The organism is Promicromonospora sp. NPDC023805 (assembly GCF_040639635.1).
Taxonomy (GTDB): domain Bacteria; phylum Actinomycetota; class Actinomycetes; order Actinomycetales; family Cellulomonadaceae; genus Promicromonospora.
Genome location: NZ_JBFAAH010000016.1, coordinates 75,936 through 102,611 on the forward strand (window position 1 = coordinate 75,936; position 26,676 = coordinate 102,611).

Genomic DNA, 26,676 nt, shown 5'->3' on the forward strand with positions numbered 1-26,676 from the left:
GGCCGGACCGAGTGTCAGTGGCCGGTGGCAGAGTCGAGCCATGCCCCACACCCCGGCTCGGCCGAGCCGTCGAACGAGCGAGGCCGGCGACCAGCGCCGCGCCTCGTGGCGTCGCCGCGCACTGCGGGTGGCCGCCGTCGCGGTCCCGGCCGCGCTGCTGGCGGCCATGGCCTCGTCGTACGTGGCGGTGGTCACGGGCCGGATGGCCGCCGATCCTGCCCGGGAGACGCTGATCGTGCTCGCGGTGGTGAGCGCGGCGGTCGTCGTGCTGGACGCCGTGACGTGGCTGGTCGTGCAGCGTGCGGTGGCTCGCGCGGAGGCAACGCTCCGGGTCGACCTCGCCACGGCGGCCCTGAACCAGCCGCTGCCCGCGCTCGAGGAGCAGGCGGTGGGCGAGCTCCTGGACCGCGTCAACGGCGATCCCGAGCGGCTCACCCGCGCGATCAGCGGTATCGGCATCACGCTGGGGCAGGCGGCGATCAGCCTGGTGGTCGGGTGGGTGACCGCCGGCCTGGTGTGGTGGCCCGCCTGGATCGCGTTTCCCCTGGTGGCCGCCGTGGTGCTCGTGTTCGCGCGGCGGGCGGCGCGGCCGCTGCGCGACCTCAGCAGGCGCAGCTCGGAGGCAGGCTCGGACCACATGGCGCAGCTCGAGGAGGCCATCGCCGCGCGGGACGACCTGCGCACCGCCCACGGCCAGCGGTACGTGCTGCGCCGGTACGCCGAGCTGGCGGCACGTCAGATCCGGCTCCGGGAGGAGTGGTCGGTCGTGTTCTCCCGGGTGCGGCTGCGTACCGAGCTCCCGCTGGACGCCCTCGTCGGCGCCGTCCTCGTGGGCGGGGTGTGGGCGGTCACGGGCGGCACGCTCGACGTCGCCCGGCTGGTCACGCTGTGGCTGCTCGTCACGGGCTTCGTCGGCCGGGTGGATGTCCTGGGCCGTCTCCTGCCACGCGTCGAGGAGGCGATCGGCACGTTCCACCGCGTGCGCGACCTGCTGGGTGTGCCCGAGGAACCCGTCGGCGGCGACGCGTTCCCCCGCCGCGCCTCCGGGGTGGACGTCGAGCTGCGTGACCTGACGTTCGGGTACGGCGGCGGCTTCCGCCTGGGCCCGTTGTCCCTGACGATCCCGGCGGGCAGCACGTGTGCGCTGGTGGGGCGGACAGGCTCGGGCAAGACCACCCTGACCAAGATGCTGTCCCGAGCGGTCGAGCCGCCCGCCGGGAGCGTCTTCCTGGAGGGTCGGGACATCACCGGACTGGACCTGCACGAGCTGCGCACCCGCGTCGGCGTCGTCGGGCAGCGCACCGAGATCCTGGCCGCGACCCTCGCCGAGAACATCACGCTCTGGGCTCCGGTACCCGCGGAACGCGTGGAGCAGGCGGTGGAAGTTCTCGGCCTGCGGGCCTGGGTCGCGTCGCTGCCGAACGGCCTGGACACCCGCCTCGGGTCCGACGGCGTGACCCTGTCCGCCGGGGAGGAACAGCTCGTGGCCTTCGCGCGCCTCCTGGTGCGGGACGCCGAGGTGGTCGTGCTCGACGAGGCGACGGCCCGGATGGACCCGGCGACGGCGGAGCGCGTCACCCTCGCCGCGCGAACCCTCCTGGCGGGCCGGACGGCACTGGTCGTCGCGCACCGGCTGCCCACCGCGCGGCATGCCGACACGGTCGCGGTGCTCGACGGCGGACGCCTGGTGGAGCACGGCCCCTGGGACCGGCTGGCGGCCGCGGACGGGCACTTCGCCCAGCTCGTCGCCGCGGCGGGGCTCGCGGATCCGCCCGCGGACACCGATACCGACGCCGACGCCAGTACCGGCACAGGCACCGGTCAAGCTCCGCGGACGTCACCCGTGGAGCTCGCCGGCGTCGATCACGCGGCAGGCTCCGCACGGGCCGGACATGGCCAGGATCCCGCGCCGCCGCGCACGTCGATGGTCCGCGCCGTGTGGAGCACGCTGCGCGCCCGTCCGCTCGGCCTGCTGCTCCCGGCCGTCGTCTGGGAGCTCACCGACTACCTCACCACCACCGGCCTGATCGTCGGCTGGCTGTGGGCGTCGCTCGTCGTCGACCTGGAGCAGGGCTCGGCGCCCTGGTTGCTTGCCTGTGCCATCCTGGCCGCGGTCGTGGCCAACACCCTGCTGCCGTTCACCATCCGCCTGACGAGCGCCCGCTGGTGGGCCGACTCGCGGCTGCGGCTGCGCCTCGCCGTCCTGCGCGGGCAGACGGCGCAGCGCCGCACGGTGCGTGACGCCCCCGGTGAGATCGCCGCGCGGGCCCAGGAGGAGTACCGCCTCACCGGCCACACCCAGGCCTGGCGCGAGGTCGTCACCGCACCGTTCACGCTGGCGCTGCTCATAGTGCTGAGCGACAGCCTCCTCGCCGGTGCGATCGGGCTGGTCATGGCGGCGGTGATGTTCGCGGCGCAGGTACTGGGCAGCCGGTCCGTCGCGGCCGCCGCCCGGCGCGCGGGTGATGCCGCCGCCGAGCTGGGCCGCCTGCTCGGATCAGCCCTCGACGCGGTTCGTACGGTCAAGCTCGCTGCAGCTACCGGCGGTGTGCTCGCGCAGGTCGCCCGGGTGGACGGACGCCGTGTGCAGGCCTCGCTGCGTGAGGAGCGCACCAGCTTCCTCGTCGGGCTCGCACCCTCGGTGCTGAGCCGGATCGCGATGGTCCTGGCGTGGTCGCTGCACCTCGGCGGGACATGGTCGCTCGCCACCACCCTCCTGGTCAGCACCTCGATAGGTACCTTCAGCTGGATCGGGTACGGACTGGGTGAGCTCGTCACCAGCGCCGCGTCCGCCCGCCGCTGGGTAGAGGTCACCTCCCGGTACGCCGGCACGGAGCGGCTGGCCGACGTGCCAAGTGACCTCGACCTGTTCGCCGGCACCGCGGACCCGGCTGCGTCGGACGCGACCGCGTCGGACCTGGCGGCGTCAGCTGCCGCGGGGACGCCCTCCGCCGCGCCGGGCACGCTGCGGGAGCTGCGGCTGGACGGCGTCAGCGCGACGCACGACGACGGCACGGTGGGCGTAGCGGGCGTGGACCTCACGGTGCGGCGCGGCGAGCTCGTGCTGGTCGTGGGGCGGGTCGGGTCCGGCAAGTCGTCGTTGCTCGGGGCCCTGTCGGGTCTTGTCGACCTGGGTGGGCGGCTGCGCTGGAACGGCGAGGAGGTCACCGATCCGGAGACGTTCCTGCGCCCGCCACGCGTCGCGCACGTCGCGCAGGTGCCGCACGTCGTGTCGGGAACGCTCGCGGACAACGTACGGCTCGACCACGACCGCCCCGTCACCGGTCCGGTAGACGCTGCCGGGCTCGGCCGTGACATCGCCGAGGCGGGCGGCACGGCCACGCTGGTGGGGCACCGCGGCCTGCGGCTCTCGGGCGGTCAGGTGCAGCGGCTCGGCCTGGCCCGGGCGCTGGCCACCGGCTCCGACCTGCTCCTCGTGGACGATGTCTCCTCCGCGCTCGACGCCGTCACCGAGGCGGAGGTCTGGTCCCGGCTGCGGTCCGCCGGTACGACGGTGCTGGGCACCACGTCGCGCGCGGCGACGCTCGCGACCGCCGACCGGGTGGTCGTGCTCGACGGCGGGCGCGTCGCCGCCGTCGGGCACTGGCGTGACCTCGAACCGCGCTGGTCCCACCTGGCGGGCTGACCCTGGCCGGCTGATCCTGGCCGACTGACCCTGGCCGACTGACCATGGGGAGTGCTCCCCCTGCCAGGGCCGAGACAGCCGCTGCGGGCGCTGATAGCGTCCGAGACCGATCACGGGCAAGCAGCCCACGACTCGTCAAGGAGCACCTCGTGCGCGCATCCCGGACCGTCCCCGCCGCCCTCGCCGCAGCGCTCGCGGCTGCGGCCCTCACCGGCTGCACACCCGAGGGCCCCACCGAGCAGGCGCCGCCCCTCGACGAGGCCCTCACCACCTACACGGACCTGTACGACGACGTCCTGGCCGCGCTCGAGGAGGCGCCGGACGCGCGCGACCTGACGTGGGCCGAATCCTTGGCCAGCTATCCGTCGGTCACCGAGCAGGAGGACGGGCTCTGCTACCTCTTCGTCACGAGCGCCAACGGGACCGGCACCATCGATGATGCCCAGGCGCTGCTCGCCTCGCTCGCCGCGGAGGTCGACCCGGTGCTCGAGGAGCACGGCATGGAGCCGATGTCCGAGCAGCAGCACTCCGAGCACGGCGGCGACATCTGGGTCGAGTCCGTGGCGCCCAACGGCTGGTCGGTCGAGCTCAGCGGCGGCGGCCAGTCGTCGCCCGAGCACCAGGACGCAGTGGTCGAGCTCTCCATCGACGGTCCCGTCGCCACCGACACCTGCACCGACGCAACCCTGGAGCAGGCGCTCGCCGATGGCGGCTGAGCCGTACGGGGCGGAACTACGGATCACTCCGTGACCGTGGAAACGTGTACTTCGGCTTGCTCGAATCTGGGACACTGGTGCGCATGAGCACTCCTGCCTCCTCCGGGCCGACGGACCCGGCCGCGACCACACCCGCCCTCGACTCCTCGGCCGCCTCGGTAGCCGGCGCCGACGTCGTACGCGCGGTGGTCAAGGAGGTGCCGGACAAGGTCAGCACCGACGGTCTCGAGACCAAGTTCGACGAGCGCTGGACCGCCGAGCAGACCTTCGCGTTCGACCGCACCAAGACCCGCGACGAGGTCTACTCGATCGACACCCCGCCGCCGACCGCCTCGGGCTCCCTGCACGTGGGGCACGTGTTCAGCTACACGCACACCGACATCGTGGCGCGGTACAAGCGCATGCGCGGCCTCGAGGTCTTCTACCCCATGGGCTGGGACGACAACGGCCTGCCCACGGAGCGCCGCGTCCAGAACTACTACGGCGTGCGCGTCGACCTGTCGCTGCCCTACGACCCGGACTTCACTCCCCCGTTCGAGGGCACCGGCAAGAGCGTCAAGGCCGCGGACCAGGTCCCGATCAGCCGCCGCAACTTCGTGGAGCTGTGCGAGCGCCTGACGGCCGAGGACGAGAAGCAGTTCGAGGAGCTGTGGCGCCGCCTGGGCATCTCGGTGGACTGGGCCCAGACGTACCAGACCATCGGCGACGTCTCGCGCGCCACGGCGCAGCGCGCGTTCGTGCGTAACCTGCAGCGCGGCGAGGCCTACCAGGCCGAGGCGCCGGGCCTGTGGGACGTCACGTTCCAGACCGCCGTCGCCCAGGCCGAGCTGGAGGCCCGGGACTACCCCGGCCACTTCCACAAGGTCGCCTTCCACCAGGCCGGCGGCGAGCCCGTCTACATCGAGACCACCCGGCCGGAGCTGATCCCCGCCGTCGTCGCGCTCATCGCGCACCCCGACGACGAGCGCTACCAGCACCTGTTCGGTACCACCGTGAAGTCGCCGCTGTTCGCCGTCGAGGTCCCCGTGGTTGCGCACCACCTGGCCGAGCCGGACAAGGGCGCGGGCATCGCGATGTGCTGCACCTTCGGTGACCTCACGGACGTGCAGTGGTGGCGCGAGCTGCAGCTGCCGACGCGCTCGATCATCAACCGCGACGGCCGCATCACGCGTGAGGTGCCGGAGTGGCTCCCGGGCGGCCCGGGCGCCGAGCTGTTCGAGGCCGAGGTCGCGGGCAAGACGACGTTCAGCGCGCGCAAGGCGATCGTCGACGCGCTCGTCGCGTCGGGCGACATGCCGACCGAGCCGGTGGCCACCCAGCGCAAGGCCAACTTCTTCGAGAAGGGCGACAAGCCCCTCGAGATCGTGACCTCGCGCCAGTGGTACATCCGCAACGGCGGCAGGGACAAGGCGCTGCGCGAGGAGCTGCTGGGCCGCGGCAAGGAGCTCGACTTCCACCCCGACTTCATGCGGGTGCGGTACGAGAACTGGGTCAACGGCCTGAACGGCGACTGGCTGGTCAGCCGCCAGCGCTTCTTCGGCGTCGCGATCCCGCTCTGGTACCCGATCGACACGAACGGCGAGGTCGACTACGACCACCCGATCGTCCCGGCCGAGGAGTCCCTGCCGATCGACCCGACATCCCAGGCGCCCGCCGGCTACACGGAGAACCAGCGTGGTCAGGCCGGTGGCTTCGTCGGCGAGGCCGACGTCATGGACACCTGGGCCACCTCGTCCCTGACGCCGCAGATCGTCGGCGGCTGGGAGCGGGACCAGGACCTGTTCGACCGCGTGTACCCGATGGACCTGCGCCCCCAGGGCCAGGACATCATCCGTACCTGGCTCTTCTCCACGGTGGTGCGCTCGCACCTGGAGAACAAGGTGCTGCCCTGGAAGAACGCGACGATCAGCGGCTGGATCCTCGACCCGGACCGCAAGAAGATGTCGAAGTCCAAGGGCAACGTCGTCACGCCGATGGACCTGCTCGTGGAGCACGGCTCCGACGCGGTGCGGTACTGGGCGGCGTCCGCGCGCCTGGGCACGGACGCGGCGTTCGAGGTGGGGCAGATGAAGATCGGCCGCCGTCTGGCGATCAAGGTCCTCAACGCCTCGAAGTTCGCGCTGTCGTTCGGCGGCGGCGCGGGTAGCGAGATCGCGCTCGACCCGGCGGCGGTGACCGTCGCTCTCGACCGGTCCATGCTCGCGGGGCTGGCGGGCGTGGTCGAGCAGGCCACCACTGCGCTGGAGTCCTACGACCACACCCGTGCGCTCGAGCTCACCGAGACGTTCTTCTGGGCGTTCTGCGACGACTACCTCGAGCTCGTCAAGGACCGTGCCTACGGCGCCGGCGACGACGCGGACAATCTCTCCGCCGAGACCACGTCGGCCCGCACCACGCTGGCGATCGCGCTCGACACCATGCTGCGGCTCCTGGCGCCGTACCTCCCGTTCGCCACCGAGGAGGTCTGGTCCTGGTGGCGCGAGGGCTCGGTGCACCGCGCGGAGTGGCCCGTCGCGACACCGCTGCGTGCGGCGTCCGACGGCGCCGACCCGACGGACCTCGCGGCGGCCGGACACGCCCTGGCGGCGCTGCGCAAGGTGAAGTCCGAGGCCAAGGCCTCTATGCGCACCCCGATCGTCGCCGCGTCGCTGGCCGTGCCCGCGGCGTCGCTGACCGCCGTCGAGACCGCGGTCGAGGACATCAAGGCCGCCGGCCGCGTCACGGGTGCGCTCGACCTGGTGGCCGCTGCCGAGGGGCAGGGTGACCAGGCGGTCCAGGGCGGCATGGTCGTGACGTCGAGCGAGCTGGGCGAGGCCCCGCCCCGCAACAAGGGCTGACCCCACCCCGCCGAGGTAGACCCTTGGCGAGGCAGACATGTGGCGAGGTAGTCGCCTGGCGAGGTAGTCACCGCAGAACGCGGGGGTGACTACCTCGCCAGATGACTACCTCGCCGTCTGTCTACCTCGGCGGGTCAGTTGAGCATCAGGACCACTGCGTCGCCGGCCTCGGCGGCGGCACCGTAGAACGCGGTCAGCTCGTCGTAGGCCTGCGCCAGACGCTCGGCGTCCGTCTCGGCTGCGTGCTCGCCCGGGTCCGGGCAGACGTCCTCGTCGCACACCTGAGCGGCGTCGGCGAGCGGCGCCAGGGTGTCGAACGACGTACCGACCAGGAACGCGGCGGCCTTCTCCACGTCATCAGGGCCGAGGTAGCGCACCGGCGTGATCCCGTCGGCGGAACCCAGTTCGGCTCCACCCTGTACCGGATCGACGGGCATCCCGCCGTGCACCCGCAGCACGTTGTGCAGCGGACCCCAGACGGTCCCGATGCTGAAATACCTCGCTTCCTGTGCCGGAAGGTCCATCTGCACCCATTCGCCCGCGAGCTCGTCGATGTGCTCGAGCGCCCAGGTCGGATCGGTGCGTGCCTTGTCGAAGTCTTCGGCGGCTAGCCGCGCGTACTCACAATGAATCATCCCCATGGCCCGTGACCGTACCGATAATGCGTTTCCGTGTGTATGGGCAAAACGGACACGTTTCTGTGCAACATTTTCCCATAGACGGTAAAACGGAAAATCTATACGAATCCGTGCCCGTTCTGGGGGCATTAGTCCCCCAGAACGGGCGGGTGAATTCACACCGAGTTAACGCGGGACGTCAGTGCAACCTCCGATCATCCCCCGACATGCTCGCGAGCGCCTCCGTTGGCGTACCTTCGTCACGCCAGCGCAGCGTCGCCGCGACTCCGTCCATGAGCTCGACGGAGCCCTCGGGGGCGAACGTGAGGCCGGCGTCCTGCCCCACGGCGGCGCGTACGAGCGCCACCGAGACCGGCAGCTCCTCGAGCTGCTCCGTCACGCCGATCGCCTCGAGCTGGGACCGGGAGGCCGCGATGTGCATCGGGTCCGGGCCGATCCAGAGCCTGCGACCGTTCATCGGCGCGTTGCCCGTGCCGTACTCCTCCGCGAGGACGAGCTCCTTGACCTGACCTCGGGCGAGCACCGAGACGACGTCGTCCACCGACATCACCGCGTTCGACTCACGGCCGAGCTCCTGCCGCAGCTCCGCCAGGACACGCTCCCGGCGCCGCTCCCGGTACGAGTCGAGCGCGTCGCTCACCCGCTCGGCGAACGCGCCCTCGTGCACCCCGGCACCGCGACCGCCGCCCGAGACCTCGACCACCTTCTCGGCCGTCGGCGGGGTCAGCGCGGCGCGCACCTGCGACACCACGCGCTTGTCCCCCGTCATCAGCACCAGCTCAGGCCTGGTGTCGGCGACGTGCCGCTCCGTCTCGGCCGCGATCGCCTCCGCGTTGCGCTCCCAGGAGTCCTCGGCGCGCGACTCGATGCGGGACCGCTTGACCCTGGTGGACCCGGTCTTCTCGATCTCGTCGTGCGGGGCCTGGAACGTGCTGTGCACCTTGCCGCCCGGCCCCACGCGGAAGAAGTCCACGCCCTGCCGGTCGACGATCACCTTGAGCAGCTCCACCGACTCGTCGGCGGCCAGCGCGGCCTGGAGCAGCGCCGGCACGGCGGCCCACGAGCACGTCGTGGCAGCCGGCGGGTTGTTCACCACGCGGTCCACCAGCACGCCGGTGTCGTCGGCGATGACCACCCGGCCGTGCGGTCCCGGGACCCTCGTGGGTCGCAGCACCACCTCTCCCATGGCATCCAGCACGGTGTCCGGGGTCCCCTGCTGTGCCAGGTCCTTGCGCGCCGAGTTCCACCGGCCCTCGACGTCACGTTCGGCGGCCTGCTCGGACGGCGTAGCGTCCAGGTGCAGGGTCGCAAAGGGGCCCTGGTGGCCGAGGAGGGGCTTGAGCCAGTCGATCTTCATACAAACCTCCGCGTCTCCCGCCGAGGTCGGAGAAGTGCCGTACCGCACGACGTCGCCTCGGCGTTCCCTCCAGGAAACGACGGATCGCGAGGACACGCCACCCCCAGGCCGGAATTGCCTGTGACCGGAGCACCAAATCTTCACCACCAGATGTTGACCTCAGGCCAGCAACCGGCAAAGGCGCCTCAAAGGGCTAACCCCTTCAAGCGTATGTGTCGACCTCAGGCAGGTTGTCGCCCTTGTGCCGCGCGGCGATGAGCTCGTGGTGGCGAATGACCTCGCTCACGATGAACTGGCGGAACTGCACCGCGAACTCGGGGTCGAGACCCGACTCCTCCGCGATCGCCGTGAGCCGCGCGATCTGCTGCTGGTCCCGCGACGGGTCCGCCGGCGGCAGACCGCCTACCGCCTTCAGCTCACCGACCCTCCGCGTCATCTTGAACCGCTCGGCGAGCAGGTGCACGAGCGCCGCGTCGATGTTGTCGATGCTCCCGCGGAGCCGGATGATCTCGGACGGCACCGGAGCGCTGGTCGGTTCGTTGTCAGACACAGGAAAAGGCTAACCGGCCGAGAGCTTTGCCGGCGAAGGCTGTTCCGAGCCGCTACGCGGATCGGCTACAGTCTGCGAGCAGGCACGCAACTTGGTGAAGGCCCAGAACTCTGGCTTCACCTCTTCAAGACTTCAACGGAGAGCAGCAGATGACACTCGCCACGTCGCCGGCCTTGGTGGAGGTGCCAGAGGGCACCAGCATCAACACCATCCTCGCGGACCGCGTGGCCCGCTCCGGAGACAAGGCGCTCATCGAGCGTCGCGAGACCCCCGGCGGCCCGTGGGTCGCGGTGCCTGCCCGCCAGTTCGAGGACGAGGTCCTCGCCGTCGCCCGCGGCCTCGTGGCCCGTGGCATCTCCGCCGGCGACCGGGTAGCGATCATGTCGCGCACCCGCTACGAGTGGACCCTTCTCGACTTCGCGATCTGGGCCGCGGGCGCCGTGGCCGTGCCGGTCTACGAGACGTCGTCCGCCGAGCAGGTCCAGTGGATCCTGTCCGACGCCGACGTGCGGCTCGTGGTCGTCGAGTCCGGCGCGCACGCCGAGATCGTCCGCAGCGTGCGCCCCACCCTGCCGACGCTCGAGGACATCCTCGTCATCGACGACGAGGCGATCCTCGACCTGCGCAAGGCCGGCATCAACCTCTCCGCGGGCATCGTCGCCGATCGGCGCGACGCCATCCGGCGGGACGACCTGGCGACCATCATCTACACGTCCGGTTCCACCGGGCGGCCCAAGGGTGTAGAGCTCACGCACGGCAACTTCGCGCACCTCGCGATCAACGCCGCCATCGGGATCCCGGAGCTGCTGCAGGCAGAGAACGCACGCACGCTGCTGTTCCTGCCGCTCGCGCATGTGTTCGCGCGTTTTGTCGAGGTCGCGACGGTCGCGGGCGACGCTGTGCTCGGCCACGCCCCGGACATCAAGAGCCTCGTGGCCGACCTGGGCTCCTTCCGCCCGACCTACCTGCTCGCCGTGCCGCGTGTCTTCGAGAAGGTCTACAACAGCGCGGAGCAGAAGGCGTCGTCGGGCCTCAAGGCCAAGATCTTCGCGTGGTCCGTCCGGGTCGCGGAGGACTACTCGCGCGCCCTGGACACGGCGGACGGACCCGACCGCGCGCTCAAGAGGAAGCACGCGATCGCCGACAAGCTCGTCTACAGCAAGCTCAAGGCGACCATGGGCGGCCAGCTGAGGTGGGCGGTCTCCGGCGGCGCGCCGCTCGGGGAGCGGCTCGGCCACTTCTTCCGTGGTGCCTGCGTCACCATCCTCGAGGGCTACGGCCTCACCGAGACCACCGCGCCGACGTCGGTCAACCTGCCCGGGCGGATAGTGATCGGGTCGGTGGGCCCCGCGTTCTTCGGCACGGAGATCAGCATCGCCGACGACGGCGAGGTGCTCCTGCACGGGCCGCACATCTTCCGCGGGTACCGCAACGAGCCGCAGCTGACCGCCGAGGCGTTCGTCGGCGGCTGGTTCCGCACCGGCGACCTCGGCCTCCTCGACGAGCACGGCCACCTGCACATCACTGGCCGCAAGAAGGAGATCATCGTGACGGCCGGCGGCAAGAACGTCGCCCCGGCAGTGCTCGAGGACCGCATGCGCGCCCACCCGCTAGTGAGCCAGGTGGTCGTCGTCGGTGACCAGCGCCCGTTCATCGGCGCCCTCGTGACGCTCGACGCCGAGATGCTGCCCGGCTGGTGTTCCGCGAACGGGCTGCGCAGGCTCTCGGTCGCGGAGGCTCGCGTGCACCCGAAGGTGCTGGCCGAGCTCGACAAGGCGGTCGAGCACACGAACGAGGCCGTCTCGAAGGCCGAGTCGATCCGCAAGTACATGGTGCTCGACCTCGACTTCACGGAGGCGAACGGCTACCTCACGCCGTCCATCAAGGTGAAGCGCGCGAAGGTGCTCGCCGACTTCGCGGGCGCCGTGGACGCGCTGTACGGGGCGCCGGTGGCGACGGCGACCCGCTGAGGCGCGCTCGCCCGGGTAATGTCGAAGTAGAGCGCCTGTCCAGTCCTCCTGTGGTGACCACAGGAGGACTGGACAGGCGCTCTACTTCGACATGCTCTACTTCGGCAGACCCGGGCGAGCAGGGAGTGCGCGGTTACGCGCTCTTCTCGCGCGGCTGACGGCCCCGTACGGGGCTCTTGCGCGGCACCACTGTCGGATTCACGTTGTCGAGCACCACGGCGCGCGTGATGAGCACGCGCTCGACGTCGTCACGGCTCGGCACGTCGAACATGACCTGCTGGAGCACCTCTTCCATGATGGCGCGCAGGCCGCGCGCCCCGGTGCCCCGCAGCAGCGCCTGCTCGGCGATGGCGCCAACGGCCGGCTCGTCGAACTCGAGCTCCACGCCGTCGATCTGGAACATGCGCTGGTACTGCTTCACGAGCGCGTTCTTGGGCTCCGTGAGGATCCGGACCAGCGCGTCGCGGTCGAGCGGCGAGACGGAGGCGATCACGGGCAGCCGGCCGATGAACTCGGGGATCAGCCCGTACTTCTGCAGGTCCTCTGGTCGCACCTCGGCGAACAGGTCCGCGTCGGGGACTATCGACTCCATGGGGGCGCTGAACCCGATGCCGCGCTTGCGCGACCGGGCGGCCACGATGTCGTCCAGCCCTGCGAAGGCGCCGGCCACGATGAACAGCACGTTCGTCGTGTCGATCTGGATGAACTCCTGGTGCGGGTGCTTGCGCCCGCCCTGCGGCGGCACCGATGCGGTGGTGCCCTCGATGATCTTCAGGAGTGCCTGCTGCACGCCCTCACCGGACACGTCGCGCGTGATCGACGGGTTCTCGGCCTTGCGGGCCACCTTGTCGACCTCGTCGATGTAGATGATGCCCGTCTCGGCCTTCTTGACGTCGTAGTCCGCGGCCTGGATGAGCTTGAGCAGGATGTTCTCGACGTCCTCGCCCACGTAGCCGGCCTCGGTGAGAGCGGTCGCGTCGGCGATGGCGAAGGGCACGTTGAGCATCTTGGCGAGCGTCTGCGCCAGATAGGTCTTGCCCGTGCCCGTGGGACCGATGAGCAGGATGTTGGACTTGGCGATCTCTACGGGGTCCTGGTCGTCAGGTCCGATCGACCGTCCGGCCTCGCCCGCCTGGATGCGCTTGTAGTGGTTGTAGACGGCGACGGCCAGGGCGCGCTTGGCGGGGTCCTGGCCAATGATGTACTGCTCGAGGAAGTCGAAGATCTCGCGCGGCTTGGGCAGCTCCGTCAGCCCGAGCTCGGCTGCCTCACCGAGCTCTTCCTCGATGATCTCGTTGCACAGCTCGATGCACTCGTCGCAGATGTACACGCCCGGCCCGGCGATCAGCTTCTTCACCTGCTTCTGCGACTTGCCGCAGAAGTTGCACTTCAGCAGTTCCGCGCCGTCACCGATTCGCACCACTACCTGTCTCCTCGCCTTGTGCACCCTCACGGAGTCCCGCACAGGCCGGTTGACCCAGCAGATCCGCAACGTCGAGCGGTCTTAGATCCATTCCACACCACCGGTGGCTCGTTGTCAGCCCGGCGGCCCGGCGGGTCGCACGACCGATATTCACCACATCATGACAATTTTGTCATGATCTGTGCAGCGTGTCCCACCATGCCCGACGCCGGGGCTCATCGTCCACCGCTATTGGTGGAACGCCCCGGCGTCGGGAAGCGGTCTCGACGGAACTGACCGGAGAGATCAGTTCGTCACGACCACGACAGGCTTGCGCGACTGGAGCACCTCGTCGACCAGACCGTACTCCTTCGCCTGGGCGGCGGTGAGGATCTTGTCGCGCTCGATGTCGTTGCGCACCTCTTCCTGCGTCTTGCCGCTGTGCGTCGCGATCGTCAGCTCGAGCCACTCGCGCATACGGATGAGCTCGTTCGCGTGGATCTCGATGTCCGAGGCCTGCGCGTAGCCGCCACCCTCCATCGCGGGCTGGTGGATCAGCACGCGCGAGTTCGGGAGCGCGAGGCGCTTGCCCGGCTGACCGGCGGCCAGCAGGACCGCGGCGGCGGACGCCGCCTGCCCCAGGCAGGTCGTCTGGATCTGCGGCTTGATGAACTGCATGGTGTCGTACAGCGCCGTCATGGCCGTGAACGAGCCACCGGGCGAGTTGATGTAGATCGAGATGTCACGGTCCGGGTCCTGGGTCTCCAGGACCAGCAGCTGGGCCATGACGTCGTCGGCGGACGCGTCGTCGACCTGGACACCCAGGAAGATGATGCGGTCCTCGAACAGCTTGGTGTACGGGTCCTGGCGCTTGAAGCCGTACGCGGTGCGCTCCTCGAACTGCGGAAGCACGTAGCGGGCGGACGGCATGGCGCCGGCGGTGGCAAAGGGCAGCCCCGCGACCGGGTGGGCGCGTGTACCGGCAAGGCGCTCTGCGGCTGCGATGAACTGGGCTTCAGGACTCACGATGGATCTCCTCGTCGATCAGGTCTTGATGAGTTTCCGGGCGGTCAGCTGGCCATGCCGCCGCCGCCGGCAAGCGCAGCGCTCTCGACGACGTGGTCGACGAAGCCGTACTCCAGCGCCTCGGCGGCCGTGAACCAGTTGTCGCGGTCGTTGTCCTTGATGATCTTCTCGATCGGCTGCCCGGTCTGCTCGGACGTCAGCTCGGCGAGCACCTTCTTCATGTGCATGATGAGCTGCGCGCCGATCCGGACGTCGGTCGCCGTGCCGCCGATGCCGCCAGACGGCTGGTGCATGAGCACGCGGGCGTGCGGCGTGATGTAGCGCTTGCCCTTCGTGCCGGAGGACAGCAGGAACTGCCCCATGGACGCGGCCATCCCCATCGCGACGGTCGCCACGTCCGGCTTGATGAACTGCATGGTGTCGTAGATCGCCATGCCGGCTGTGATCGAGCCGCCCGGCGAGTTGATGTAAAGCCAGATGTCCTTGTCGGGGTCCTCGGCCGCGAGAAGCATCATCTGCGCGCTGATCGCGTTCGCGTTCTCGTCGCGCACCTCCGACCCCAGCCAGATGATGCGCTCCTTGAGCAGCCGGTTGTAGATGGAGTCGTTGAGCCCGAAACCAGCACCCTCCGCCCGCGCTACCGGCCCAGCATCCATCCGCAGCAGATCGTTCACGTCCATCTCCTCGGTTCTGACTCTCGTCTTTGGACCACGTCCTACGACGTCGTGTCGCTCGACCCTAACGTGCCCTCGCCCGCCGGAACTCCTGATTCGGAGCCCGTTTCGCCTACAGCGCATCGGTGCTGCCCACGGCGAAGTCCGGGGGAACGCGGACGGCGGCCCGCACCCTCACGCCGAGGGTGCGGACCGCCGTCCGGCGTCATGCATCAGCCCTCTCGGGCCGGGTGTACGTCAGGCCTTCGCGGGCTCCGACGACTCGGGCTCCGCGCCCTCGGCAGGCGCCTCGGGCGCCTCGCCGTCAGCGGCCTCCTGAGCCTGTGCCACGGCCGCGTCGAGCGCGGCCTGGGCCTCGTCGACGTCTTCCGAGCCGATGAACTCGCTCAGGTCGACGACGTTGCCGTCGGAGTCCTTGACCTCGATCTGGCGCAGGGCGACCGCGAGGGCCTTCGAGCGCGCGACCTCGCCGACCATGGCGGGGATCTGCCCGCCCTGCTCGAGGGACTGGATGAACTCGCTCGGCTCCATGCCGTACTGCTGCGAGGCGCTCACCAGGTACTCGACGAGCTCGCCCTGGCTCACCTGCACCTTGAGCTTCTCGGCGAGGGTGTCCAGGAGGATCTGGTTCTTGATCGCCTTGGTCGCGTCAGCGGTGACCTCGGCGCGGTGCTCGTCGTCCTCCAGGCGGCTCTCGGACTCGAGGTGGCGGTGCACCTCGGCCTGGACCACACCGGTGGGCACGGGGACCTCGACGGTCTCCAGCAGCTTCTCCATGAGGGCGTCCCGGGCGCTGACCGCCTGGTTGGACGTCTTGATGCCGGCGACCTGGGTCTTCAGGTCGTCCTTGAGCTCCTCGAGCGTGTCGAACTCCGAGGCGAGCTGGGCGAAGTCGTCGTCCACCTCGGGGAGGTCGCGCTGCTTGACCGAGGTCGCGGTGACGGTGACGTCCGCGTCCTTGCCCTCGTGGTCGCCGCCGGCCAGCGGCGCCTTGAAGGTGGTGGTCTCGCCGGCGGACAGGCCGGTCAGGGCCTCGTCCAGGCCCTCGAGCATGTTGCCGGAGCCGATCTGGTACGAGACGCCCGACACGGAGTCGACCTCCTCGTCACCGATGACGGCCTTCAGGTCGATGACGATGTAGTCGCCCTCGACGGCCGGGCGGTCGACGCCGACCAGGGTGCCGAAGCGCTCCCGCAGGGCGTCCATGCGCTCCGCGACGTCTTCGTCGGTGACCTCGGTGGAGTCGACGGTCAGCTCGACGTCGGACAGCTCGGGCAGCTCGATCTCCGGGCGCACCTCGACCTCTGCCGTGAACTTCAGCTGGCCCTCGCCGGCCTTGGCCGGCACGTCGGTCACGTCGATCTCGGGCTGGGCGAGCGGACGCAGCTCGGTCTCGCCGAGCGCGTCACGGTAGAAGCCGGAGAGCCCGTCGTTCACGGCGTGCTCGATCACCGCGCCCCAGCCGACCCGCTGCTCGATGATGCGCGGGGGCACCTTGCCCTTGCGGAAGCCGGGGACGTTCACCTGCTCCGCGATGTGCTCGTAGGCGTGATCGATGCTCGGCTTGAGCTCGTCGTAGTCCACCTCGACGGTCAGCTTGACCTTGGTGGGCTCCAGGGTCTCGACGGCGCTCTTCACTTCGATGGTCTCCAGAATGTCGGGGGTGCGCGCACGCCGGCGTACTGCTTCCCGGGGTGGCGCGGGGATGCTCAGCTCAGTTGCCGCTGCTCGCTGTCAGCCGCGCTGACGACGACGTGCAAGAGACGCACGGGCAACCCGTCAATGGTACGCCCCACGGCCACAGGCGCCGAATGCAAACCGGTGGCGTGCCGCACACCGTCCGGCATCCACCGGCCCTCAGCGGCCCATACCCGCCGTCAGACCCGCCACTATCTGCCGTGTGGCAACGAGGAACAGGACCACCAGGGGCAGCGTGGCGATGACGAGGCCCGCGAAGAGGGTGGACCACGACGTCTGGTACTCCCCGAAGAACGTGGTCAGGCCGACGGGCAGCGTGTACCGGGTGCGGTCGCGCACGAGGATGAGCGGGTAGAAGAAGTCGTTCCAGATGGGCACGAAGCGGAAGACCACGACTGTCGCGACCGCCGGACGCACGAGCGGCAGCAGCACCGACCAGAACGTGCGCAGCGGTCCGGCGCCGTCGATCCGGGCGGCGTCCTCCAGCTCGTCCGGGAGCTGGCGCAGGAACGTGGCCAGGACGAACACCGAGAACGGGATGGACACCGCCGCGTAGACCAGGATCAGGCCGGTCCGGGTCGAGGCGAGGCCGATCGTGTCCAGCAGGTAGAAGATCGGCACGATCATGAGGAACACGGGCATCATCAGGCCAGACACGAACACCTGCTCGATGACGCCCATGAGGCGCGAGCGCGACCGGGCCAGCGCGTAGGCGGCCAGCAGCGAGACGACAGTGGACAGGGCCACCGAAGCCGTGGTGACGAGCACCGAGTTGAGGAAGTACGTGGAGAACGACGCCTCGACCCAGGCCTGGCGGTACGCGTCCAGCGAAGGGCTGACCGGCAGGCCGAGCGGCTCGGCGACGAGCTCCTGGTCGGTGCGGAACGAGTTCCACACCATGATCAGCAGCGGCACCAGCGCTACCGCTGCGTAGCCCCAGAGGACCACGTGCACAGCGGCGCGCTTCACGTCAGGCCCCGCTCGACGCGGCGGAACCACCGCGTGAACAGCACCGACACCCCGACGATCACGACGAACAGCAGTATCGCCACCGCTGACGAGACGCCTATCGCGTTGGAGGCCCCCGAGCCGAACGCCGTGCGGTAGAAGAGGAGCGACATGACGTCGGTCGCCCCCGCCGGGCTGCCGTTCGACCCCCCGAGGGCGTACGGGATCGGGAAGGCCTCCATCGAGAAGATGAACGTCAGCACGCTCACCGTGCCGATCACCGGCACCAGCATGGGCAGCGTGACGTACCAGAACCGCTGGCGGGAGGACGCGCCGTCGAGCATCGCGGCCTCCTCCATCGTGGGGTCGAGCGACCCGAGCGCGGCGCCGTAGACCAGGAGCGGGAACCCTACCCACTGCCACGCCGTCACCAGGACCACCACCCACAGGGCGGTGTCGGGGTCGCCCAGCCAGGGCTGCGCCACCGACTCCAGGCCGACGGCGCGCAGGGCGGCGTTGACCGGACCGAACAGCGGCGAGAGCAGCAGCGACCACAGGTAGCCGACGACGAGCGGCGAGACGAGGTACGGCATCGTGTACAGCACCTGGAACAGCCGGCGCATCCGCTCCCGCCTGTGCAGCACGTACGCCAGCAGGAGACCCACGGAGTTCTGCACGACCATCGCCCCGGCGAACAGGAGCCCGTTGTGCGCGAAGGCGCGCGGGAGCTGGCTGCGGTACGGCTCGGTGGTCAGCAGCGTGACGAAGTTGTCCAGCCCCACGAACGTGTCCTGCGCGGTGCCGCGCCAGGAGAACAGCGAGTAGGTGAGCGCCGTCGCCATCGGGTAGAGCACGAAGACGGCGAACAGCGCCGCCGCAGGCAGCAGGAAGAGCAGTGCGACGGAGGTGGGGAGCGCCGCTGTGCGACGGCCGCTCACTCGCCCGGCGTCCACCAGGCCGAGAGGCCGTCCTGGATGATCCCCGCGGCCTGCTCGGCGTCGGCGTCGCCGAGGAACAGCTTCTGGCCCGCCTCCCCCATCAGGTCGGTGCCGACGGGGTCGCCGTAGCGGTAGTCCACGAGCAGCAGGTACGGCGCGGGGTTCTCCTGGTAGAGGTCCCACATCTCCTGCTGGATCGGGTCGGAGAACTCGACGCCGGGGATCGGCGAGAACTGCTTGAGCTCGTCGGCGACCAGCTGCCCGAACTCCGGCGTGGCCAGCCAGTTCAGCAGCGTCTCGGCCTCCTCCGGGTGCTCGGTGGCGGCCGACAGACCCCAGTTCCCGTCCGCGTACCCGGGGCTGACCGGGTGGTCCAGCGCCGCGCCGGGCGGCGGGGGCACCTGGAACACGCCGAGCCCGAGGTCCGGGTTGGCCTCCTGGAAAAACGCCAGCTCGTACGAGCCGCCGGCGAACATCGCCGCCTGCTCCGAGGTGAACAGCACCTGCGCGTCGGTGTACGCCACGCCGGTCACGTCCTCGGGCATGTACTTCTGCAGGTCCTTGAGCGTCTGGATCGAGTCGACGTACGCCGGGTCGGTGAAGTCGGTGTCGCCGTCGCGCAGCGCCTGCTGGAAGTCCGCGCCGCCGTACTGGGCGGACGTCAAGGCGTCGTGCACGGTGGGCACGAACCATCCGTCGCGCGCGCCGACCGCGAGCGGAGTCACGTCCGTGCCGAGGAGCTTGTCGTTGAGCGCCACGAAGTCGTCCCAGGTCTCGGGCTCCTCCAGGCCGTTCTCCTCGAAGATCGCGGTGTTGTAGTAGACCTGGATCGTCTGGGAGGCCAGGGGCACGCCGTAGACCGCGCCGTCCTCGCGACCGCGAGCGCCGTCGAGGATCGCGTCGTCGAACTCGCCGAGCGCCGGGACGAGGTCCTCGAGCGGCTCGAGGTTGCCGCCCTCGACGAGCGGCTGGAGCAGTCCGTAGGACCGCACCTGCGCGATGTCGGGCCCGTCGGAGCCGGTCAGGCCGGTGCGCAGGATCTGGTCGTACTCGGTGTTGAGGTGGGCCTGGAAGTTCACCGTGATGCACGGGTTGGCCTCTTCGAAGACGTCGAAGATCTTCTCGTACGTCTTGACGTCCTCGGTGCGCCAGGACCACACGTCGAGGGCTACCGTGTCGCCGTCACACCCCTGTCCCGCCGCCCCGCCGGGTTCCGGGCTGCCCGTTGACGGTGCGCAGGCGGTGAGCGTGAGGGCCACGAGGGTTGCGGTGGCTCCTGCGGCGAGGGACGTTCGGCGGTTCATGCGCCGGACGCTTCCGGTCCGGCGTCGGGCTGTCAAGCAATTTACCTGTAACGCAATGTCGTGTCGCCGGTCTCAGCGGCCGGCGGCGACGTTCCGGGCGATCCGGTGGGCGTCGGCGGCCATCTCCCGGAACATGCCGGAGATCGGGTTGGTGAAGCCCGTGAAGTAGAGGCCCCGCGCGGCCGGGCGGCCGTTCGTCGCGATCGGCTTTCCGTGCTCGTCGAGCACACCGAGGTGGCCCATGACGGGCTCCAGCGCGCGGCGGTAGCCGGTGGCGGCGAGGACGACGTCGGGGGTGAGGCGGGCGCCGTCGGTCAGGACGACGTCGCCGCCGTCGAACCGCTCGATCGCGCTGACCACCCGGATCGTGCCGGCCTGGACGGCGGCGACGAGGCCGATGTCCTGCACCGGGATGGCGCCCTGGGCCACGCGTGTGGCCAGGCCGACCTCAGGGATCGGCAGCCCGAGGTGCGCGAGGTCCGGGAAGCTGGCCTTGCGGACGGGGACGCTGAGGGCGTCGACGAAGGCGGTCGGCAGGTGACGCACCAGCAGGCCCGTGTACTGCGCGGCCCACGGCCCCTGGTTGCGCGGCACGATGTGCGGCGGTGTGCGGACCGCGAGGTGGACGCTCGCGGCGCCGTTCTCCGCGAGGTCCTGCGCGATCTCGGCACCCGTGTTGCCCACACCGACGACCAGTACGTCCTTGCCCGCGTAGGGGGCCGGGTTGCGGTACCGGCTCGCGTGCACGACCTGCCCCGGGAACGTGTCCTGGCCGGGCCAGTCCGGGAGGTGCGGCGTGTGGTTGTACCCCGTGGCGACGACGACGGCGTCCGCCGTACGCCGCTCGTCGGTGACGCCCTCGCCGGTGGTGGTGATGGTCCATACGCCGTCGGCGCGGTCGAGGCGCGTGACCTCGACGCCGTGCTCGATCCGCAGGTCGTGGTGGGCGGCATACGCCTCGAGGTAGCGGACGACGTCGTCCCGGGCCACCCAGCGGCCGAACTCGCGCGGGATCGGGAGACCTGGCAGCTGCGAGAGCCCCCGTGTCGTGTGCAGGTGCAGGCGGTCGTAGTGGTGCCGCCAGGCGTTGCCCACGTGCCCCGACTTCTCCAGGACCGTGACGTCCGCGCCCTTCGCCCGCAGGGCAGCGGCCGCTGCCAGTCCAGCAGGCCCGGCGCCGATCACGTACACGGTATGAGACATGGATGGAGCGTAGCGACGGTTGCTCAGTCCAGCGGCGGCCCGAACAGCAGCTCGTGCTCGAGGAGAACCAGCTCGCTTCCGGTCGTCTCGACGATCGCGGCGAGCAGGTCCGTGGTCGCCGTCGTCTCGTGGACCTCGCCCGTATCCCAGATCGCGGCCTGTCCCGGCTGGATCTCCCAGCGCTCGTCGGCGTCTCCTGCCACACCCTTCGAGGTGACCACCCCCTCGCCCGCGAGGACGGCGAAGACCTGAAGCGCCGTCGCCGGATGCTCGCCGAGCGTGCCGTTCGCGACGATACGGACGATATGCATCATGGTGCGCTCGGCGTCGAGCACCTGCGGCAGAAAGTCCATGTCGACGCCGTGGCTGTCGAACCGCGAGATCTCCCGCGACGGGAGCTGGATGATGCGCATCCGAGGATCCTCTCGCAGACTGGGGCTACTTTGCGCAGGCTCGAGGCATCCCGGCGCGTAGTGCTGTTTCGGTAGGTGCCGGGTGGGCTGAACCTTGTTCGCCTCAGGCCCGGCACCCGCACCGAGTCCACCTTGCCGCCGCGCCGTCCGGCAGCGGAGCCGGTCTAGAAGCTGTCCGCCGTCCGGATCCGGTCCCGGATCCAGCGCCCCGACTCCTTGAGGTTCCCCGTCCCGAAGGAGCCGCTCGCGCAGCTTCCCTGGGTGAGGACCGCACCGGAGCGATGGTCGTCGGAGAAGTTCCAGTTCACCCAGCTGATCTTCTTCGACGCCGCCAGGTCGAGGTACCGCTGCGACATGGCGAAGTTGTTGGCGCCCTCACCCGCGTAGTCCTGGGTGCCGAACTCCGTGATGAACATGGGGATCCGGTCCGCGGCCCGGGAGAGCGCGTTCAGATAGTCCTGCCCGTGCGACGCGGCGTAGAAGTGGAACGTGTACATCACGTTCGAGGCGTTGACCGGGTTGTTCACCACCTCGGACTCGTTCGAGCCGTCGGAGACGCCCAGCGACGACCACGCGCGCGTGCCCAGCAGGATGACGGCGTCCGGGTCCTTCGCGCGGACCACCGGGACGATCTGCTCGTGGTAGCCCTTGATGGTCTGCCAGGACACGCCGTTGGGCTCGTTCGCGACCTCGTAGATGATGTTGTTCTTGCCGTTGTTCCGCTCGGCGATCGCCGTGAAGAACGTCTTGGCCCGCTGCAGGTTGAAGTTGGGGTCGCCCGGGTCGAGCATGTGCCAGTCGACGATCGCGTACATGCCACGCGCGGTGAGCATGTCGATGTAGCGGTTCACCAGCGCGGTGAAGCGCGCGGGGTCGGTCTCGTAGCCGTCCTCCTGCACGTAGGTGGAGATCCGCACGACGTCGGCGTTCCAGTCGTACGCGAGGGTGTCGAGCGAACGGTCCGTGATGCACTGGGAGTACCACTGGGTGCCGTGCGTGCTCATCCCGCGCAGCTGGATCCGCTTGCCCTGCTGGTTGCACAGGCCCACGCCGCACACGCGCAGCTGGCCGTTGGCCGCTACCGGTGTGGCGGCTTCCGGCGCGAGGGAACCGGCTGCCTCGTGCGTAGCGGCGGCACTGACGGCTGTGGCCGGCAGAAGAGGGACGAGGGCCGTTCCTAGCGCCAGCATCGCGGCAGTGGCAACTGCGACGACGATCGGGGCGCGGCGGGAGACCATGATGGGACCACCTCAGTTCGTCTGTTGATCCGGAGCAGGTCGCGGCTACGCTGCCGGCCTGCTGGTCGCCAAGACGCTAGCAAGACGCGTCGCCGGGTGATATCGGGGATTTCCACACCGTGAGCGAGCGCACTACGGGACGACGGAGAGACCCCGCTGCCGATGACATAGTGTCGGCCCGTCCCCTCCGGACCATCCTGATCCGGTTCCCGCACCCGAGGTGGGCCCATGACTGTTCCCCTGACCCTGCGCATGCCTTCGCGCGCCGCTGACCAGCCGCAGGCCCCGGACCGCCCGGTCCTGGACGCGGCGCTCGACCGGCTGGAGGACGGCGGCGGCAGCACGCCCGGCCGCGCGGACGCCGAGGTGCTCCTGCACGCCCGCGGCGCTGACCTGGATCGGCTGCTCGCGGTCGCGAGCACGATGCGCGACACGGGCCTGGCGGAGGCCGGCCGGCCCGGCGTCATCACGTACTCGCGCAAGGTGTTCGTCCCGCTGACGCACCTGTGCCAGGACCGGTGCCACTACTGCATCTTCGTCCAGTCGCCCGGCAAGCTCGCCAAGGCCGGCATCTCGCCCTACATGGAGGCCGACGCCGTCCTGGAGGTCGCCCGGCAGGGTGCGGAGCTGGGCTGCAAGGAGGCGCTGCTGACGCTCGGCGACCGGCCCGAGAACCGCTGGCCGGTCGCCCGGCAGTGGCTGGACAGCCACGGATACGCCTCGACGCTCGAGTACGTGGGTCACATGGCCCAGCTGATCCTGGACGAGACCGGACTGCTCCCCCACCTCAACCCTGGCGTCATGTCGTGGGCCGAGATGCAGCGGCTCAAGCCGGTGGGCCCGTCGATGGGCATGATGCTGGAGACCACGTCCTCGCGGCTGTGGACGGAGAAGGGCGAGGCGCACTTCGGCTCCCCCGACAAGGACCCGGCGCTGCGGCTGCGCGTGATCGAGGACGCCGGCCGGTCCCGCATCCCGTTCACGACCGGCGTGCTGCTCGGTATCGGCGAGAACTACGCCGAACGCGTGGACTCGATCCTGGCCCTGCGCGACGCGCACGCCAAGCACGGTCACCTGCAGGAGGTGATCGTGCAGAACTTCCGCGCCAAATCGGCCACCGCGATGATGGGCGCCGAGGATCTGGAGACCCAGGAGTACGCGGCCGCCGTCGCCGTGACCAGGGTGCTGCTCGGCCCGGGCCTGCGCGTGCAGGCGCCGCCCAACCTGACCGACGCCGCCGAGCTCAAGCTCCTGGTGCGCGCCGGCATCGACGACTGGGGCGGCGTCAGCCCGCTGACCCCCGACCACGTGAACCCTGAGCGGCCCTGGCCCCAGATCGAGGACCTGGCGCGGCTCACCGGCGAGGGCGGGTACGCGCTGCGCGAGCGCCTCACCGCCCACCCGCACTACCTGCGCGAGGCCCGGGACGGTGCTGACTGGCTGGACGACCGCCTGCGCCCCCGCGTCCTCTCCCTGGCGGACGACTACGGTCTGGCCCGCCAGGATGCCCTGTTGGGCGCCTTCCCCGCCTCCACCTCGTTGAGTGCTGGATATTCGCCCCTTTCTGGCGCTCGAGAGGGCGAAAAGCCCGCACTCAACGGTGGGGGCGGGGAGGGGCGGCTGGCTCGACTGATTGGCGACGTCGCGGACGATCCGGCCGGGGTCGACGACGCGGGCTGGGTCGAGCTGCTGGGCGCCGACGGCGCCGACCTCGAGGAGCTCGCCGGGCTCGCCGACCAGGTGCGTCGCGCGCGCGTCGGCGACGCCGTCACCTACGCGGTGAACCGGAACATCGATGCGTCGCTGGGGCTCTCCCCCGAGCAGGTAGAGGAGCTGGTGAAGGAGGCCGTCACGCTCGGCGCCACGGAGGTGTGCGCGCAGGGCCTGCCGCCGACGTCGGCGGGCGTTGACGGCTACCTCGACCTGGCTCGCGCCGTGAAGCGGGGCGGGCCCGGCCTGCATCTGCACGCCTTCCGCCCGGCCGAGCTCGCCGACGGCGCCGCCCGCGCCGGGCTCTCCCTGCCCGACTGGCTGACGACGCTGCGCGAAGCCGGCGTCGACACCGTGCCGGGCACGGGCGCCCGCATCCTCGACGACCGGATCCGGGACCTGCTCACCGGCGGCACCGACATCCCCGCCGAGCGCTGGGTAGAGCTCGTCACCGCCGCACACACCGCGGGACTGCGGTCGACGGCGACGATCGTGTACGGGCACGTCGAGTCGGCGCGCGACCAGGTGCGCCACCTACGCGCGCTGGCCCGCGTGCAGGACGAGACCGGCGGCTTCACCGAGCTGATCCCGATGCCCTGGCTGGCCTCGGAGTCGCCGGTGCGCGTGGCCGGCGCACGTGCGGCGACCCTGCGCGAGAGCCGCGCCCTGCACGCGGTGGCGCGGCTGATGCTCGACGGGCGGATCGACCACGTGCAGGCCGCATGGACCAAGCTCGGCATGCGTGGCGCGCAGCGCATGCTCGCGGGCGGCGCGGACGACCTCGGCGGCGTGCTGCTCGACGGCGTGCTGGACCCCGGCGCCGGCCCCGAACAGGGCCGGGAGCTGACCGTGGCGGACCTGACGCGGCTCGTCGCCGAGCTGGGCCGGCCCGTACGCCAGCGCACGACCACGTACGAGCAGGTGGGGTGACGGGCACGAACCCCAGAACCGGAGCGGCCACCGAGGTGGACGTCGCGGTGGTGGGCGCGGGGCTCGCCGGCGTGGGCCTCGGCGCCCGGCTGCGCCGTGCCGGGCGCACGGGCTTCGCGATCCTGGAGCGGGCCGACGACGTCGGCGGGACCTGGCGCGACAACGTCTACCCGGGCGTCGCGTGCGACATCCCGAGCGCGCTGTACTCGTACTCGTTCCTGCCCCAGCCCGCCTGGTCACGGGTGTTCGCGCCGGGCGCCGAGATCCACGAGTACGTCAGGGACGTCGCACGGTCCGAAGGGCTGGCCCCGCACCTGCGCCTCGGCACCGAGCTCGCGGACGCGCGCTGGGACGAGGGCGGGGCCGCGTGGCATCTGACGACGTCGCGGGGTCCCCTGACCGCCCGGGTCCTGGTGACGGCGGTCGGCAGGCTCAGCGAACCCCGCGTACCCGACCTCCCAGGGCTCGGCACGTTCCCCGGCCGCGTGTTCCACTCCGCCCGCTGGGACCGCGACCTGCCCGCCGGGCTCCGGGTCGGCGTCGTCGGCACCGGCGCGAGCGCCGTCCAGCTCGTGCCGGAGCTGGCGCGCCGGGCGGAGTCCGTCGTCGTGCTGCAGCGCACCCCGCCCTGGGTGCTCCCGCGCGGCGACCGGGCCTACGCGCCCGGCGACGTCCGGCCGGAACGGGCGGCGCTCGCGGAGGAGGCCGACCGGCTGTTCGACGCGCGGATGGCCGGCTCTACCGCGGAGGCCGAGCTGCGGGAGCGCGCGGAGGCCCACCTGCGCGCCCAGGTGCCCGACCCCGCACTGCGCGCGCTCCTCACGCCCGACTACGCGGTGGGCTGCAAGCGCGCGTTGTTCAGCGACGACTGGTATCCGGCGCTGCAACAGCCGCACGTCACGCTGGAGCCGGGCCCGCCGGTGGCGGTAGAGGGATCGACACTGGTCGCGGCGTCGGGCGCGCGGTACGAGGTCGACGTGCTCGTGCTGGCCACGGGCTTCGAGACGACCACGCCGCCGTTCGCCCGACTGGTGACCGGCCGCGGCAACCAGCGGCTCGCCGAGCACTGGTCCGGCGGCATGACGAGCCACGCCTCCACGGTCGTGCACGGCTTTCCGAACCTCTTCGTGCTCGACGGCCCCAACGCCGGGCTCGGCCACCACTCCGCCCTCGAGGTGATCGAGGCGCAGATCGACTACGTGCTCGGCGCGCTCGACCACCAGGATCGGGCGGGCGGGCCGCTCGAGGTGTCGGCGGCGGCCGAGGCCGCCTACACCCGCGAGATCGACGAGCGCGCCGCCGGGACGGTGTGGCTCCGCGGCGGCTGCCGCAGCTGGTACGTGGACGAACGCTCGGGCCGCCTCACGCTCCTGTGGCCCGGCCGGGCGGCGGAGTTCCGCGAGCGGTTCGGCGTCTTCGACCCGGCCCCGTTCGCACGCGACGGCGCGACCGTGGGCTGCCCACCCGCATAGACCGCG

The 26,676-nt window shown here is 70.7% G+C and carries 19 protein-coding genes; 6 read left to right on the forward strand and 13 right to left on the reverse strand.

Annotated features, from left to right (window positions below; translation table 11 throughout):
* The first annotated feature begins 40 nt into the window (after nucleotides 1-40).
* The 3 genes from AB0F70_RS16810 to valS all read left to right on the forward strand — a co-directional run bounded on the left by AB0F70_RS16810 (nucleotide 41) and on the right by valS (nucleotide 7,199).
* Nucleotides 41-3,646 carry an ABC transporter ATP-binding protein gene (locus tag AB0F70_RS16810; protein ID WP_357450287.1) on the forward strand — a complete coding sequence of 1,202 codons (3,606 nt, stop codon included), beginning with the start codon at nucleotides 41-43 and terminating at the stop codon, nucleotides 3,644-3,646.
* Between the two features lie 149 nt (nucleotides 3,647-3,795).
* On the forward strand, nucleotides 3,796-4,362 hold the full coding sequence (locus AB0F70_RS16815; protein ID WP_357450290.1) for a hypothetical protein: 567 nt from the start codon (nucleotides 3,796-3,798) through the stop codon (nucleotides 4,360-4,362).
* An 83-nt stretch (nucleotides 4,363-4,445) separates the two neighbouring features.
* A complete protein-coding gene (gene valS / locus AB0F70_RS16820; protein ID WP_357450294.1) occupies nucleotides 4,446-7,199 on the forward strand; it encodes a valine--tRNA ligase in 2,754 nt (917 codons plus the stop codon).
* Between the two features lie 134 nt (nucleotides 7,200-7,333).
* On the opposite strand, the gene AB0F70_RS16825 is transcribed toward valS, so the two are convergent.
* The 3 genes from AB0F70_RS16825 to AB0F70_RS16835 form a co-directional block, all read right to left on the reverse strand.
* The gene (locus AB0F70_RS16825) at nucleotides 7,334-7,840 is read right to left on the reverse strand and encodes a DUF1877 family protein (protein ID WP_357450297.1); all 507 of its coding nucleotides are present in this window, start codon (nucleotides 7,838-7,840) and stop codon (nucleotides 7,334-7,336) included.
* 175 nt (nucleotides 7,841-8,015) lie between these two features.
* Nucleotides 8,016-9,194 (reverse strand): hypothetical protein, encoded by a 1,179-nt coding sequence (locus tag AB0F70_RS16830; RefSeq protein WP_357450299.1) that lies wholly within the window; start codon nucleotides 9,192-9,194, stop codon nucleotides 8,016-8,018.
* Between the two features lie 202 nt (nucleotides 9,195-9,396).
* Nucleotides 9,397-9,744, reverse strand: coding sequence for a chorismate mutase (locus AB0F70_RS16835; protein WP_357450302.1), 348 nt, complete (start codon nucleotides 9,742-9,744; stop codon nucleotides 9,397-9,399).
* 149 nt (nucleotides 9,745-9,893) lie between these two features.
* Here AB0F70_RS16835 and AB0F70_RS16840 point away from each other — a divergent pair, with 149 nt between their 5' ends.
* Entirely contained in the window at nucleotides 9,894-11,714 is a 1,821-nt protein-coding gene (locus AB0F70_RS16840; protein WP_357450305.1) for an AMP-dependent synthetase/ligase, read from the forward strand.
* 133 nt (nucleotides 11,715-11,847) lie between these two features.
* Here AB0F70_RS16840 and clpX read toward each other — a convergent pair whose 3' ends face one another.
* The 10 genes from clpX to AB0F70_RS16890 all read right to left on the reverse strand — a co-directional run bounded on the left by clpX (nucleotide 11,848) and on the right by AB0F70_RS16890 (nucleotide 22,558).
* Nucleotides 11,848-13,137, reverse strand: a complete 1,290-nt coding sequence (clpX, locus tag AB0F70_RS16845) for an ATP-dependent Clp protease ATP-binding subunit ClpX (protein WP_357450308.1) — start codon at nucleotides 13,135-13,137, stop codon at nucleotides 11,848-11,850.
* A 285-nt stretch (nucleotides 13,138-13,422) separates the two neighbouring features.
* Nucleotides 13,423-14,142 carry an ATP-dependent Clp protease proteolytic subunit gene (locus tag AB0F70_RS16850; RefSeq protein WP_357450310.1) on the reverse strand — a complete coding sequence of 240 codons (720 nt, stop codon included), beginning with the start codon at nucleotides 14,140-14,142 and terminating at the stop codon, nucleotides 13,423-13,425.
* 44 nt (nucleotides 14,143-14,186) lie between these two features.
* A complete protein-coding gene (locus tag AB0F70_RS16855; protein ID WP_357450314.1) occupies nucleotides 14,187-14,822 on the reverse strand; it encodes an ATP-dependent Clp protease proteolytic subunit in 636 nt (211 codons plus the stop codon).
* A 231-nt stretch (nucleotides 14,823-15,053) separates the two neighbouring features.
* Nucleotides 15,054-16,454, reverse strand: coding sequence for a trigger factor (gene tig / locus AB0F70_RS16860; RefSeq protein ID WP_357450317.1), 1,401 nt, complete (start codon nucleotides 16,452-16,454; stop codon nucleotides 15,054-15,056).
* A gap of 219 nt (nucleotides 16,455-16,673) precedes the next feature.
* Nucleotides 16,674-17,483, reverse strand: coding sequence for a carbohydrate ABC transporter permease (locus AB0F70_RS16865; protein WP_357450320.1), 810 nt, complete (start codon nucleotides 17,481-17,483; stop codon nucleotides 16,674-16,676).
* Nucleotides 17,480-18,400, reverse strand: a complete 921-nt coding sequence (locus AB0F70_RS16870; RefSeq protein WP_357450323.1) for a sugar ABC transporter permease — start codon at nucleotides 18,398-18,400, stop codon at nucleotides 17,480-17,482. Before AB0F70_RS16870 ends, AB0F70_RS16865 begins: the two co-directional genes overlap by 4 nt.
* Complete coding sequence (locus AB0F70_RS16875; RefSeq protein ID WP_357450326.1) at nucleotides 18,397-19,704, reverse strand: extracellular solute-binding protein; 1,308 nt, start codon at nucleotides 19,702-19,704, stop codon at nucleotides 18,397-18,399. Before AB0F70_RS16875 ends, AB0F70_RS16870 begins: the two co-directional genes overlap by 4 nt.
* A gap of 72 nt (nucleotides 19,705-19,776) precedes the next feature.
* Nucleotides 19,777-20,907: an NAD(P)/FAD-dependent oxidoreductase gene (locus AB0F70_RS16880; RefSeq protein ID WP_357450329.1), complete on the reverse strand. Its 1,131-nt coding sequence runs from the start codon at nucleotides 20,905-20,907 to the stop codon at nucleotides 19,777-19,779.
* A 23-nt stretch (nucleotides 20,908-20,930) separates the two neighbouring features.
* On the reverse strand, nucleotides 20,931-21,320 hold the full coding sequence (locus AB0F70_RS16885) for a hypothetical protein (RefSeq protein ID WP_357450332.1): 390 nt from the start codon (nucleotides 21,318-21,320) through the stop codon (nucleotides 20,931-20,933).
* 164 nt (nucleotides 21,321-21,484) lie between these two features.
* Nucleotides 21,485-22,558 carry a glycoside hydrolase family 5 protein gene (locus AB0F70_RS16890; RefSeq protein ID WP_357450335.1) on the reverse strand — a complete coding sequence of 358 codons (1,074 nt, stop codon included), beginning with the start codon at nucleotides 22,556-22,558 and terminating at the stop codon, nucleotides 21,485-21,487.
* Nucleotides 22,559-22,786: 228 nt separating this feature from the next.
* Here AB0F70_RS16890 and cofG point away from each other — a divergent pair, with 228 nt between their 5' ends.
* Together cofG and AB0F70_RS16900 are read left to right on the forward strand one after the other, a co-directional pair.
* Nucleotides 22,787-25,198, forward strand: a complete 2,412-nt coding sequence (gene cofG, locus AB0F70_RS16895) for a 7,8-didemethyl-8-hydroxy-5-deazariboflavin synthase CofG (protein WP_357450338.1) — start codon at nucleotides 22,787-22,789, stop codon at nucleotides 25,196-25,198.
* Nucleotides 25,195-26,670 carry an NAD(P)/FAD-dependent oxidoreductase gene (locus AB0F70_RS16900; protein WP_357450341.1) on the forward strand — a complete coding sequence of 492 codons (1,476 nt, stop codon included), beginning with the start codon at nucleotides 25,195-25,197 and terminating at the stop codon, nucleotides 26,668-26,670. The genes cofG and AB0F70_RS16900 overlap by 4 nt, the downstream gene beginning before the upstream one ends.
* Nucleotides 26,671-26,676 lie beyond the last annotated feature (6 nt).